At 75.2% G+C, this 13,101-nt stretch carries 11 protein-coding genes; 9 read left to right on the forward strand and 2 right to left on the reverse strand.

Annotated elements, in window-relative coordinates; genetic code table 11:
- Positions 1-2 precede the first annotated feature (2 nt).
- From IE219_RS23100 to IE219_RS23135, 8 genes are all read left to right on the forward strand, one after another.
- Complete coding sequence (locus IE219_RS23100; RefSeq protein WP_189980572.1) at positions 3-293, forward strand: phosphopantetheine-binding protein; 291 nt, start codon at positions 3-5, stop codon at positions 291-293.
- The gene (locus IE219_RS23105) at positions 293-1,837 is read left to right on the forward strand and encodes an amidohydrolase family protein (RefSeq protein WP_189980582.1); all 1,545 of its coding nucleotides are present in this window, start codon (positions 293-295) and stop codon (positions 1,835-1,837) included. The genes IE219_RS23100 and IE219_RS23105 overlap by 1 nt, the downstream gene beginning before the upstream one ends.
- The gene (locus tag IE219_RS23110; RefSeq protein ID WP_189980584.1) at positions 1,834-2,604 is read left to right on the forward strand and encodes a 2,3-dihydro-2,3-dihydroxybenzoate dehydrogenase; all 771 of its coding nucleotides are present in this window, start codon (positions 1,834-1,836) and stop codon (positions 2,602-2,604) included. Before IE219_RS23105 ends, IE219_RS23110 begins: the two co-directional genes overlap by 4 nt.
- A gap of 52 nt (positions 2,605-2,656) precedes the next feature.
- The gene (locus tag IE219_RS23115) at positions 2,657-3,319 is read left to right on the forward strand and encodes an isochorismatase family protein (protein WP_189980591.1); all 663 of its coding nucleotides are present in this window, start codon (positions 2,657-2,659) and stop codon (positions 3,317-3,319) included.
- A complete protein-coding gene (locus tag IE219_RS23120) occupies positions 3,316-5,277 on the forward strand; it encodes an anthranilate synthase family protein (protein WP_189980594.1) in 1,962 nt (653 codons plus the stop codon). Before IE219_RS23115 ends, IE219_RS23120 begins: the two co-directional genes overlap by 4 nt.
- An 89-nt stretch (positions 5,278-5,366) precedes the next feature.
- On the forward strand, positions 5,367-6,389 hold the full coding sequence (locus IE219_RS23125; RefSeq protein WP_189980596.1) for a ketoacyl-ACP synthase III family protein: 1,023 nt from the start codon (positions 5,367-5,369) through the stop codon (positions 6,387-6,389).
- 356 nt (positions 6,390-6,745) lie between these two features.
- Entirely contained in the window at positions 6,746-7,849 is a 1,104-nt protein-coding gene (locus IE219_RS23130; protein WP_189980598.1) for a 3-deoxy-7-phosphoheptulonate synthase, read from the forward strand.
- Positions 7,850-7,901: 52 nt separating this feature from the next.
- Complete coding sequence (locus tag IE219_RS23135) at positions 7,902-10,253, forward strand: non-ribosomal peptide synthetase (RefSeq protein ID WP_189980600.1); 2,352 nt, start codon at positions 7,902-7,904, stop codon at positions 10,251-10,253.
- A 90-nt stretch (positions 10,254-10,343) separates the two neighbouring features.
- Here IE219_RS23135 and IE219_RS23140 read toward each other — a convergent pair whose 3' ends face one another.
- Positions 10,344-10,757 (reverse strand): VOC family protein, encoded by a 414-nt coding sequence (locus IE219_RS23140; RefSeq protein ID WP_189980603.1) that lies wholly within the window; start codon positions 10,755-10,757, stop codon positions 10,344-10,346.
- A 92-nt stretch (positions 10,758-10,849) separates the two neighbouring features.
- On the opposite strand from IE219_RS23140, the gene IE219_RS23145 reads away from it, so the two are divergent.
- Positions 10,850-11,806, forward strand: coding sequence for a helix-turn-helix transcriptional regulator (locus IE219_RS23145; RefSeq protein WP_189980605.1), 957 nt, complete (start codon positions 10,850-10,852; stop codon positions 11,804-11,806).
- Positions 11,807-11,870: 64 nt separating this feature from the next.
- On the opposite strand, the gene IE219_RS23150 is transcribed toward IE219_RS23145, so the two are convergent.
- Positions 11,871-13,088, reverse strand: a complete 1,218-nt coding sequence (locus tag IE219_RS23150; RefSeq protein ID WP_189980607.1) for an FAD-dependent monooxygenase — start codon at positions 13,086-13,088, stop codon at positions 11,871-11,873.
- Positions 13,089-13,101: the final 13 nt, after the last annotated feature.

Below are 13,101 nucleotides of genomic sequence, written 5' to 3' on the forward strand. Positions count from 1 at the left end.
CCATGGCCGCCACACGTGCCGCCCGTACCGCACCGCGCACCGCGCCGCTCTCCGCCGCCGAACTCCGGCAGGAGGTGGCCGCCGTCCTCGGCGCCCTCCCCGATGCGCTTCCGGCTGACGCGCACCTCGTCCACCTGGGCCTCGGCTCGCTGGAGATGATGCGCCTGGTCACCCGCTGGCGCCGGCAGGGACTGCCCGCCGACTTCGCCGAACTCGCCGCCGCGCCCACCCTCGACGACTGGCACCGCCACCTCACCCTTGCCTGGCACGCCCGGACCGGGGAGGTGGCCTGATGGACGAGCTGCTGGTCAAGGGCGGCTGCCTCTACCCCGCCGACGCCACCGAGCGGGTCGTCCCCGACGGGGCCGTCCTCGTCCGGGACGGCGTGGTCGCGGCCGTCGGGCCGACCGCCGAGGTCGAGGCCGGCATCGAGCCGGGACGGCGCGCCGGACTGCGGACCATCGACGCCCGGGGCCGGATGATCCTGCCCGGCTTCGTCAACCCGCACTGGCACGAGATGTTCGCGATGCGCTTCCCCTTCAAGGGAGCCCTGCGCGACCCCTCCGACCGGGACGACAAGCCGGTCTTCATGGCCCTGGGCGGCGACGTCCCGCAGATCTCCATGATCTTCGACTCCTTCCACGGCCAGGTCGACCGGCTCACCCCCGACGAGGCCCTCGCCATCGCCCGCTACTCGCTGTGGACCCAGCTCCGCTCGGGCGTCACCGCGCTCGGCGACGTCGGCTCCCTCAACAAGCCGGAGGCGCTCGCCCGCGCCGCCCGCGAACTCGGCATGCGGCTCACCGTCTCCACCTGGGCCTCCGACGCCGTCTGCGCGCCGGGCGACAGCCGCTTCCGCCGCACCCGGGACGCGGACGACGAGCTCCAGCGGATCGAGAAGCTCCTGATCGACTGCGAGGCCGACCCCGAGGGGCTGGTCCGGGCCTGGCCCACCGCCGTCTACGGCACCAACATGACCGACGAACTCGGCGCCGGATTCGCCGAACTGGTGGCCCGCTTCGATGTCCCCTTCGCCGCGCACGTCGGCGCGCTGCGCAACGAGGCCGAGGTGATGCTCGCGTACCACGGCTCGACCCCGGTCCGCCGCTTCGCCGACCTCGGACTGCTCTCCGAGCGGTTCATGGCCGTGCACTGCGCCTTCGCCGACCCCGGCGAGCGGGCCCTGCTGATCGGCGCCGGCGCCCACATCAGCCACTCGCCGGCCAAGTACGGCCCGGCGGGCGAGGCGTCCCTCACCGAGACCCGGCTGTTCCCCGAGTTCCGCCGGGCCGGACTCGACGTGTCGCTCTCCACCGACGGCGCCGCCATGCCCATCGGCGGCATGGCCGAGGCGATGCGCGCCGTCTGGCAGGTCTACAACGAGATGTACGCCGACCCCACCGAGGTGCTGCCCACCGACGCGCTCGCCATGGCGACCCGCATCCCCGCCCGCGGCCTCGGCCAGGGCGACCGGATCGGCAGCCTGGAGCCGGGCAAGCAGGGCGACCTGCTGCTGGTCCGGGCCGACGACTGGCGCTACCTGCTCAACCCCCGCCCGCTGGAGGGCTTCCTCGCCCTCGGCGGCTCCATGGACGTGGAGACCGTCGTCGTCGCGGGGCGGGTCCTCATCGACGACGGCCGGGCCGCCCACCTCGACGAAGAGGCCCTGGAGGCCGAATACCTGGAGGCCCTCGGCTCCTTCACCGTCCGCTGCCTCGGCGTGGACGCCGACGCGGTCGACGCCCGGCTGCGGCAGCGCACCGAGGCCCTCGCGGCCCGCCGCCTCGACCGGGCCCGCAGCACCCTCCTCTCCTCCGACCGGAAGGAACGGCGATGAACACGAAGACGGCCCTGGTCACCGGTGCCGCCGGCGGCATAGGAGCGGCGGTGGCGCGCGCCCTCGCCGCGGACGGCACCCGGGTCGCGCTCCTGGACGCCGACCCGGCCGCCCTGGAACCGCTCACGAAGGAGCTGCGGACCGAGGGCGCGGCGGTCCTCGCCCTCGGCGTGGACGTGCGCTCCAGCGGCGAGGTCGACGCCGCCGTCGACCGCACCGAGCGCGAACTCGGCCCCATCGACCACCTGGTGAACGCCGCCGGAGTGCTGCGCACCGGCGAGGTCGCGGGCTTCAGCGACGAGGACTGGGACACCACCTTCGCGGTCAACTCCACCGGCGTCTTCCACGTCAGCCGGGCCGTCGCCAACCGGATGGTGCCGCGCCGCTCCGGCGCCATCGTCACCGTCGCCTCGAACGCGGCGGGCATCCCGCGCTGGAACATGGCCGCCTACGCCGCGTCGAAGGCCGCCGCCACCAGCTTCACCAAGACGCTCGGGCTCGAACTGGCCCGGTTCGGCATCCGCTGCAACGTGGTCGCCCCCGGCTCCACCGAGACGCCCATGCTGACCTCGATGTACGCCGACGGCGACGCCACCCGCCCCTCCGTGGAGGGCTCGCCCGCCACGTACCGGCTCGGCATCCCGCTCGGCCGGCTCGCCCAGCCCGAGGACATCGCGCACGCCGTCCTCTTCCTCCTCTCCGACCGGGCCGCGCACATCACCCTGCACGGCCTGACCGTGGACGGCGGCGCCGCCCTCGGCGTCTGAACCGCCTTCCCCCGCACCCCCCTTCCCTCCGCCTCTTGTCAATGGAGCCACCATGGCGATCCCGCTGATCGACTCCTATCCGATGCCCGCCGAGGACGAACTGCCGCGCAACACGGCCCCCTGGACCGTGGACCCCGCCCGCGCGGTCCTCCTCGTCCACGACCTCCAGAACTACTTCCTCAGCCCCTTCGGCCACGGCGGCCCCGACACCGGCCGCCAGCCGCTGACCGACCTCATGGACCACACCGCCGCACTGCGCTCCGCCTTCGCCGAGGCGGGCGCCCCGGTCGTCTACACCGCCCAGCCCGGCGGCATGACGGACCGGCAGCGCGGCCTGCTCAAGGACTTCTGGGGCGCCGGGATGAGCGCCGACCCCGACCACCGGGCCATCCCCGAGCGGATCGCGCCGGCCCCCGGCGACCAGGTCTTCACCAAGTGGCGGCCCAGCGCCTTCTGCCGCACCGACCTGCTCGGCCTGCTCCGCCGCACCGGCCGCGACCAGCTCGTCATCTGCGGGGTGTACGCCCACGTCGGCATCCTGATGACCGCCCACGAGGGCTTCTCCCACGACATCCAGACCTTCGTGGTGGGCGACGCGGTCGCCGACTTCTCCGCCGAACGGCACCGCGAGACCCTGGAGTACGTCTCCACCCGCTGCTCCGTCACCGTCTCCACCCGCGCCGTGCTCGCCGCCCTGGACGGAGGCGCGCGATGAGCCCCCACCCGCTGCTCGACCGGATCCTCGGCGCCGACCCACCGCCCTTCGCGCTGCTGCACCGGCCCGGCGCCACCGGGCCCGACCGGATCGACCTGATCGTCGGCACCGCCGCCGAGCGGGAGCTGATCGCCGACATCCCGCTGCCGTCCGGCGGAGGGGACGGCACCGGGGACGGCGGCGGCGCCCGGCACGAGGTGCTCGCCCTGCTGCCCTACCGGCAGATCCGCGAACGCGGCTACGCCTGCCCCGACGACGGGGCGCCGCTGCTCACCCTCACCGTCGAGGACCAGGCCGTGCTGCCGCTCGGCGAGGTGCTGGCCGCCCTGCCCGACCTGCCGATCCGGATGGACGAGGGGCGCTTCGACGCCGACGACGAGGAGTACGCGGCCCGGGTGCGGCGGGTGCTCACCGAGGAGATCGGCCGGGGCGCCGGGGCCAACTTCGTCATCAAGCGCTCCTTCACCGCCCGGATCGACGACTGGTCCGCCGCCACCGCCCTGTCCTTCTTCCGCCGGCTCGCCGGCCGCGACCCCGGCGGCTACTGGACCTTCGTCGTCCACACCGGCGGCCGCACCTTCGTCGGCGCCTCCCCGGAGCGGCACATCAGCCTGGACGCGGGCCGGGTCGTCATGAACCCGATCAGCGGCACGTACCGCTACCCGGCCGGCGGACCCGATCCGGACGGGGTGCTCGCCTTCCTCGCCGACCCCAAGGAGGCCAACGAGCTGTACATGGTCCTCGACGAGGAGCTCAAGATGATGGGCCGGGTCTGCGACCGGGGCGGCCGGGTCACCGGCCCCACCCTCAAGCAGATGGCCCGCCTCGCCCACACCGAATACCACATCGAGGGCCACAGCTCCCTGGACGTCCGGGACATCCTGCGGGAGACCCTCTTCGCGCCCACCGTCACCGGCGGCCCGCTGGAGAGCGCCTGCGAGGTCATCAGCCGGCACGAGCCCGAGGGCCGCGGCCACTACGCCGGGGTCGCCGCGCTGATCGGGCGGGACGAGGACGGCGCCCGCCGCCTGGACTCCGCCATCCTCATCCGTACGGCCGAGATCTCGCCCGGCGGACGGGTCCGCATCCCGGTCGGCGCGACCCTGGTGCGCGACTCCGACCCGGCGGGCGAGGCGGCCGAGACCCGGGCCAAGGCGGCCGGGCTGATCGAGGCGCTGCGCTCCCCGGCGGGGGAGACGGCCGGACCGGTCCCGGTGGCCCGGCTGGCGGACCGGCCCGAGGTGCTGCGGGCGCTGGCCGCGCGCAACGAGCCGCTGGCCGACTTCTGGTTCCGGCCGCCCGAGGAGCGGGGCCGCCCGGTGCCGGCGCTGGCCGGCCGGCGGGTGCTGGTGATCGACGCGGAGGACACCTTCACGGCGATGGCCCGCCACCTGCTGGAGGCGCAGGGCCTGCGGATCGTGGTGAAACGATTCGACGAGGACTTCCGGCTGGACGCGCACGACCTCGTCATCGTCGGCCCCGGCCCCGGCGACCCGCGCGACGCCCTCGACCCCAAGATCGCCCGGATGCGCGAGGTGACCGCCGAACTGCTGCGGCGCGGCATCCCCTTCTTCTCCGTCTGCCTCGGCCACCAGGTCCTGAGCACCCTGCTCGGCCTCCCGCTGGTGCGCCACGCGCTGCCCACCCAGGGCGTCCGGCGCACCGTCGACTGCTTCGGCCGCCGCGAACCCGTCGGCTTCTACAACACCTTCGCCGCCCGCTCCGGGAGCGACCTGATCGACTGCCCGGCCCGCCCGGGGGCCGTCCGCGTCTTCCGCGAGGCCACCGGCGAGGTGCACGCGCTGCGCGGCCCCGGCTTCGCCTCCGTCCAGTTCCACCCGGCCTCGGTGCTGACCCGGCGCGGCGGCGAACTGCTCGCGGACATCGTCTCCGGGCTGCTCGGAGAGGTAACGGAGCTTTATCGGGAGGCCGTTGCCGCCACCGCGATACCTGCATAGCTTAATAACCGGTAACGGAAGTCCGGGCCCGCACCACGGCCGGCCGCCCCGCCCCACCCGCCCGCCCCCACCTGGAAAGGACCTGCCCGATGCGCTTCGACGACATCTGGATCGCCGGCACCGGAGGCACCCTCGGTGACCTCGTGCCGGTGGCCGAGGCGGTGGCCGACGGCTCCTACGCGGCCGACGCCGCCGCGAGCACCGGCATGATCAGCTACTCCCGCTCCGCCGAGGCGCCCCCGGAGATGGCCGTCACCGTCGGCCGCCAGGCCGTCAAGGAGGCCGCGGAGAAGGGTGCCCGGGTCGACGCCGACTCCCTCGTCCTGCACAGCCACGGCCACTTCCAGGGCATCGACATGTGGCCCGCCGCCTGCTGGATCGCCCGCGAACTCCTCGGCCCCACCCTCAACAGCATGCCGATGACCGTCGCCGCCTGGTCCAACGGCTCCCTCGCGAGCCTCGACGTCGCCGCCTCCACCCTCCTCGCCCGCCCCGACGTGCCGTCCGCCCTGCTCACCCTCGCCGACCGCTTCGCCCCGCCCAGCGACCGCTGGTACACCTCGCCCGGCATGGTCTTCGGCGACGGCGCCGCCGCCGCCGTCGTCACCCGCGGCTCCGGCCGGCTCCGCCTGCGCTCCCTGGTCAGCGAGACCGACACCGTCCTGGAAGGACTCTCCCGGGGCGCCGAACCCTTCCGCACCGCCCCCGGCGAGAAGCCCGACATGCGCCGCAGGACCCGCGAGTTCCTCGCCACCGGCGAGGTCTCCCTGCGCGACGTGCAGAACCGCTCGGTCGAGCGCACCCGCAGCGTCGTCGGCCGCGCCCTCGCCGAGGCGGACGTCGCGCCCGACGCCGTCGACTGGCTGGTCACCCCCTTCGTCGGCCGCACCCTGCACCGCGAGAGCTTCGTCCGCCACCTCGACATCGCCCCCCGCGACTCCCTGCACGAGCTGGGCCTGACCATCGGCCACCTCGGCCCCTGCGACCAGCTCTACGGCCTCGACCACCTGCTCAAGAACGACCTCCTGAACCCCGGCGACCGGATCCTCGTCATCGGCACCGGCATGGGCTTCACCTTCTCCGCCGCGGTCCTCACCGCCGACGGCGTCTGACCGGCCCGCGCCCCTCTTCGCGCCGCTCTTCGCGCCTTTCCTCACGCCGACCGCACGCCGCGCCACCCGCACCCCACGCGCCGGTCGCACCGACGCGCACCCCCTGAACCCCTGCGCCACTCGCACCACCTGCGTCCCGCACACCCCTAGTGCCCCACACGCCACCCGCACCACCCGCGCCCCCCTCCCGTACGGCCTCCGCACCCGCCGACGGCCCGCGCGTCCTCCGCGCCCCGCGCACGGCCCGTACCGCCGGGCACCGCACCCTCCGCACGCGCCCCTCGCGTGCCGTCGTGCCCCCGGACCGGACCCGCACCCACCGCCCGCCGCCACCCTCCAGGAAGGGACACCCACCCATGAGCACCGTCAGCGCACCGGCCACCTTCACCCTCCCCGCCACCGGGGCCACCGCCGCCGCCCGGCTGCCCACCCCCGCCGAGCTCCGCGAGGAGATCCCGCTCCCGCCGCTCGCCCGCAAGACCGCGCAGAGAGCCCGCCGCGAGATCGCCCGGATCCTCGAAGGCCGCGACGACCGCCTCGTGGTCATCGCGGGCCCCTGCTCCGTCCACGACCCGGCCGCCGCCCTCACCTACGCCGAGCGGCTCTCCGCGCTCGCCGCCGAGCAGCGCGACCGGCTCCTCGTCGTCATGCGGGTCTACGTCGAGAAGCCCCGCACCCGCACCGGCTGGAAGGGCCTGCTCAGCGACCCCCGCCTGGACGGCTCCCAGGACCTGCCCAGCGGACTGCGGCTGGCCCGCGGCCTGATGGCCCAGATCGCGGGCAGCGGCCTGCCCGTCGCCTGTGAGTTCCTCGACCCGCTGGTCCCGCACTACCTGGCCGACGCCGTCTCCTGGGGCGCGATCGGCGCCCGTACCGTCCAGAGCCAGGTGCACCGCCAGGTCACCAGCGGCCTCGGCATGCCGATCGGCTTCAAGAACGCCACCGGCGGCGGCGTCGAGGACGCGGTGGACGCCATCGTCTCCGCCTCCCACCCCCACGTCTACCCCGGCATCGGCGACGACGGCCGCGCCGCCGTGGTCAGCACCGCCGGCAACCCCGACGGGCACGTCGTGCTCCGGGGCGGCAGCGCCGGACCCAACTACGAGGCCGGGCCGGTCGCCGACGCCCTCGCCCAGCTCGCCGCCGCCGGCCTGCCGCAGCGACTGGTCGTCGACGCCAGCCACGGCAACAGCAACAAGGACCACGAGCGCCAGCCGCTCGTCATCGACGACATCGCCCGCCGCGTCGCCGACGGCGAGGAGGGCGTCGCCGGCGTCATGATCGAGAGCTTCCTGGCCGCCGGCCGGCAGGACCTCACCATCGGCCGCACCGACCTCCTCACCTACGGCCAGAGCGTCACCGACGCCTGCGTCGACTGGCAGGAGACCGCCCGCATGATCGAGAAGCTGGCCGCCGCGGTCGACGCGCGCCGCGCCCGCCCGCAGGGACCCCGGCACTGACCCCCGGACCCCCCGACCGACTTCGCGAACCACCCGAGAGGAATGAACAACCGTGGCAGTCAACACCAGTTCGACCCTGCCCCTGGCCCGCGTCCTCGACGGCGCGCGGACCGCCGCCCCGCACCGGCACGCCCTCGCCGTCCCCGCCGCCGCCGCGGCCCGCCCCGAGGCGTACGCCACCGCCGCCCTGGCCGCGCTCGTGCACCGCTACACCGGGGAGACCGAACTCCTCGTCGGCCGGCTCCGGCGCCCGGACGAGGACGGGACGGTCGCGATACGCGTGGCCGGCGACACCACCGCCGCCGCCCTCGTGGACGCCGCCGCCGGGGCCACCGCCCCCGAGGACGCCGGCACCGGCCGCCCGCCGCACGCCGCCGTCGCCACCGCGGGCCGGCCCGAGCGGGCCCCCGCCGCCCTCACCCTGCTCCTCTCCGCCGAAGGAGGCTTCGAACTCCACCTGGACAGCGAGGAGTTCGACGAGCGGGCCGCCCTCCAGTACGCCCGCCACCTGGAGCGCGTCCTCGCCGCCCTCGCCGCCGACCCGGACGGCACCGTCCACGACATCGCCCTGCTCACCGAGGAGGAGACCCACCGCACCCTCGTCGAGTGGAACGACACCGAGGGCCCCGTCCCGGCCCCCTACTTCCACGAGCGGGTCGCCGAGCACGCCCGCCGCACCCCCGACGCCCTCGCCGTCATCCTCCCCGGCGTCCGCCTCACCTACCGCGAGCTCGACGAGCGGGCCAACCAGCTCGCCCACCGGCTGACCGCCCGCGGCGTCCGGCCCGGCGACCGGGTCGGCGTCTGCTTCCCGCGCTCCGCCGAGAGCCTGATCGCCCAGCTCGCCTGCTTCAAGCTGGCCTGTGCCGCGATCCTGCTGGACAGCGACTTCCCGGCCGAGCGCATCCGCTTCATGATCGAGGACGCCGGGGCCGCCGCCGTCCTCACCCTGGCCGCGCACGAGCCGAAGGTCGAGGGCCTCGCCCCGGTCCTCTCCCTCGACACCGACGACTGGCGCGAGGAGCCCGTCACCGGGGTCAGCGAGCCGGTCGGCCCCGACGACCTCATCCACATCTGCTACACCTCCGGCTCCACCGGCGCCCCCAAGGCCGTCATGGTCCGCTTCGGCGCGGCCCGCAACCTCATCCACAGCATGGCCGAACTGTGCGGCATGGACGCCTCCTCGCAGGGCACCTGGCTGGCGGCCCCCGGCTACGGCATGATCGAGGTCGAGTGCTTCCCGGTCCTCGCCGTCGGCGGCACCGTGCACATCCCGGACGTCTCCGTCGTCGCCTCCGAGTACCGCCTCCAGGAGTGGTTCCTGCGCGAGGGCATCACCACCACCCTGCTCATGAAGCCGATGGCCGAGCGGCTGTGGCGGCTGGAGTGGCCCGAGGACACCCCGCTGGAGAACATCCGGGTCTGCGGCGAGCGCATCCAGTCCTGGCCGCCGGCCGGCCTGCCCTTCCGCCTGATCAACCTGTACGGCTCCGCCGAGGCGACCGTCGTCGCCGCCTGCGACATCACCGAACTGGGGGAGCGGCTCGGCGCCGAGGGCCGCGAGCGCCGGCTGCCGCCGATCGGCCGCCCCACCACCAACGTCACCATCTACGTCCTCGACGAGGACTTCCGGCCGCTGCCGCCCGGCGTGGTCGGCGAGATCGGCATCGCCGGCGTCAGCCTCTCGGCCGGTTACCTGGGCCGCCCGGAGGCCACCGCCGAGAAGTGGATCGCCAACCCGATCGACCCGGCCCGGCACCCGGTCATGTACCGCACCGGCGACCTCGCCCGGTACTGGCCCGACGGCAGCATCGAGATCGTCGGCCGCACCGACAACCAGGTCAAGGTGCGCGGCAACCGCGTCCACCTCGGCGAGATCGAGGTCGTCCTCACCACCCTGCCCGGCGTGCGGCAGGCCGCCGTGCTGGCCCGCCAGGACGGCCAGGGCGACGTCCAGCTCACCGCCTACATCGAGCCCGGCGCCGGAGCCGCGCCCTCGGTCCGCGACGTGCGGCGCGGCCTCGGCCGCCGCCTGCCGGCCTTCATGGTCCCGGCGGCGTACGTCATCGGCGGCCTGCCCACCACCACCAACGGCAAGATCGACCGCACCGCGCTCCCCGAGCCGCCGCGCTCCCGCCCCGAGGTGGACACCGCCTACCAGGCCCCCGCCGGCCCGCTGGAGGAGTCCCTGCACGGGCTGTGGACCAAGACCCTGGAGCTGGACGGGGTCGGCGTGCTCGACAACTTCTTCGACCTGGGCGGCGACTCGCTCCGGGCCGCCCGGCTGGCCGAACTGGTCCGCGAGCGGCACGGCGTGGAGCTCGAACTGGTCGACCTCTTCGACGAGCCGACGGTCCAGAAGATGGCCGAACTCGTCGCCCGGACGGTCGCCGCCGCCGGCTGAGCATCCCCCCTCGGCCCGCGACCGCGACCTGAGCAGTGGCCCCCACGCGCCCGTGGGGGCCACTGCCGTGTGCCGGGCGCGGGCCGTGCGTCAGGGGCGGGCCGCCAGCATCTCCAGGTAGTGCTCGTTGTGCATGATCCCCAGGACGTTGCCGAAGGGATCGGTCACCGAGGCCGTGACGAAGCCGGGGCCGTACTCGGTCAGCGGCGTGTACGGCTCCGCCCCCAGGGCGAGCAGCCGGTCCAGGGCGCCCTTCACGTCGTCCACGTGCCAGTGGCCGATCGCCCCGCCCGGGACGTCGGGCAGACCGGGCGGCGCGAACCGCCGGTCGATGAGGCCCAGCTCGGTCTGGTGGTCGCCGACCCGGAACTCGTAGTAGGCGACCGGGCCGCCCTCGGCCGGGCTCTGGAAGTACGGCTCCACGCCGAGCAGTTCCACGTACCAGTCCTTGGCTGCTTCCACATCGTCCGCGTAGAAGTTGACGGTGGCGAGTCCTCGCAGCATGGGGGGTTCCTTCCGTGCGTTCTCTGTACAGGTTCCATCTTCCGCTTCAAAGTGCTCACCTATGGAGCACTTTCCGAGAGAAGGCCGGAAACATGCGCGCTGACCGACTTGTCGCGGCCCTCATGCTGTTGCAGACCCGGGGCCGGACGACCGCCGCCGAGCTGGCCCGGGAGCTGGAGGTCTCCGTCGCCACCGCCCGCCGCGACCTGGAGGCGATGGCCGCCGCGGGCATACCGGTCTATCCGCAGCCGGGCCGGGGCGGCGGCTGGGCGCTGGTCGGCGGGGCCAGGACCGACCTCAGCGGCCTCTCCGCCACCGAGGCACAGGCGCTGTTCCTGCTGGTCGGCCCGGCCGCGGAGGTCTCCGGACCGGCCAAGGCGGCGCTGCGCAAGCTGCTGCGGGCGCTGCCGCGGACCTTCCGCGCCGACGCCGAGGCCGCGGCCGGCGCCACCGTGGTCGACCCCACCCCGTGGGGCGAGCGGGACCGGCGGCGGCCCGAGCTTGTCGACCGGCTCCAGCGGGCGGTGGTCCGCCGCCGCCGGGTCCGCCTCGTCTACACCGACGGCGCCCGGGAGCGAACCGAGCGGCTCGTCGACCCGTGGGGCCTGGTCGACAAGGACGACGCCTGGTACCTGATCGCCGGCACCGAGCGGGGCCGCCGCACCTTCCGCGTCGACCGCGTCGAGGAGGCCGAGGAGAACGGCGAACCGGCCGAGCGGCCCGACGACTTCACCCTGGCCGAGGCGTGGCGGGAGGTCGTCGGGGACGTCGAGCGGCGGCGCGCCCGGACCTGGGCGACGGTCCTCGTCGACCCCCGCCACCTGGCCGTCCTCGGCGACCGCTTCGGCCGGCACTGCCACCCCGACGGCACGGCCGCCGACGGCCGGGCCCGGGTCCGGCTCGCCGCCCCCACCCCGCTCGACCTGGCCCGGAACCTGGCGGGCTGGGGCGGCCTGGTCGAGGTCCTCGAACCCGCCCCGGTCCGTGCGGAGCTGGGCCGCATCGGCGCCGAACTGGCCGCCCGGTACGCCGCCGGGCCCCGCCCGTGACGACGGCCCCGCCCCTCCGGAGAGGGAACGGGGCCGTCGTCGGGCGCGGGGCCGGGGGAGCGGGTCACGCGAGGGCGGGCTCCGGGGCCGCGGGGACGGATTCCGGGGCCTCGGTGAAGGAGGTGCTGCCGTGCAGCCAGGCCACCGCCCCGCGCAGCTCCTCGGGGGAGAGCCCGGCGAGGAGCGCGTCGCGCTCGGCGGCCCCGGCCCCGGCCGGGTGGTAGAACCGCTCGCCCAGCATCCGCGCCGTCAGGGTGGTGCGGGCGGTGCGCTCCCGCCGCAGGGCGTTGTACTCCACCAGCCGCTCCGGGACCCGGCGCGGGTCGCCGTCCAGCAGCCGGCCCAGCACCACCGCGTCCTCCAGGGCCATGCAGGCGCCCTGGGCGGCGTACTGGAGCATCGGGTGCGCGGCGTCGCCGAGCAGCGCCACCCGCCCGTCGGTCCACTCCTCGACCGGGTCCCGGTCGCACAGCACCCAGATCCGCCAGTCCCGCCCCAGCTCCAGCAGCCGCCGGGCCTTGGGGCACAGCCCGGGGAACTCGCCGAGCACCCGGCCGCGTTCGGCCGCCGCCCCGGCGATCTCCTCGCGCGCCCCGTCGTCGCGGGTGGCCGCGAGGTTGAGGAAGGCGCCGCCGCCGATCGGATAGTGCACGAAGTGCCAGCCCGGCCCCGCCCACAGGGCGACGGCCTTCTGCCGCAGCTCCGGCGGCACCTCCGCCATCGGGATCACCGACCGGTAGATGGTGTGCCCCGAGACGCGCGGCCCGCCGTCGCCGACGAGCTGCGCCCGGACCGCCGAGCGCAGCCCGTCGGCGCCGACCAGCACGTCGGCGGAGAAGACCGCGCCGTCCTGGGTGAGCGCCGTCACCCGGTCCCCGGCCCGCCGGTAGCCGGACACCCGGTGCCCGGCCAGCAGCTCCACCCCCGCCTCGCGGCAGCCGTCGAGGAGCGCCCGGTGCAGGTCGCCCCGGTGGACCACGGCGTACGGGCCGCCGAACCGGGCCCGGTAGGCGCCGGCCAGCTCCAGGGCGGCCAGCCGCCGCCCCGACGTGCCGTCCAGGAGGCGCAGTTCGTCGATGAAGTCGGCCCGCTCCGCCACCCGGTCGCGGACGCCGAGCACGCCGAGGGCATGGAAGGCGTTGGGCGCCAGCTGGATGCCCGCGCCGATCTCCGAGAACTCCGGCCGGCCCTCCAGGACCGTCACCCGGTGTCCGGCCCGCGCCTGGGCCAGCGCGGCGGCGAGTCCGCCGATGCCGCCCCCCGCGACGAGTACGTGTGTCATCGCCTGCTCCTCT

Source organism: Streptomyces termitum (assembly GCF_014650175.1).
GTDB lineage: Bacteria > Actinomycetota > Actinomycetes > Streptomycetales > Streptomycetaceae > Streptomyces > Streptomyces termitum.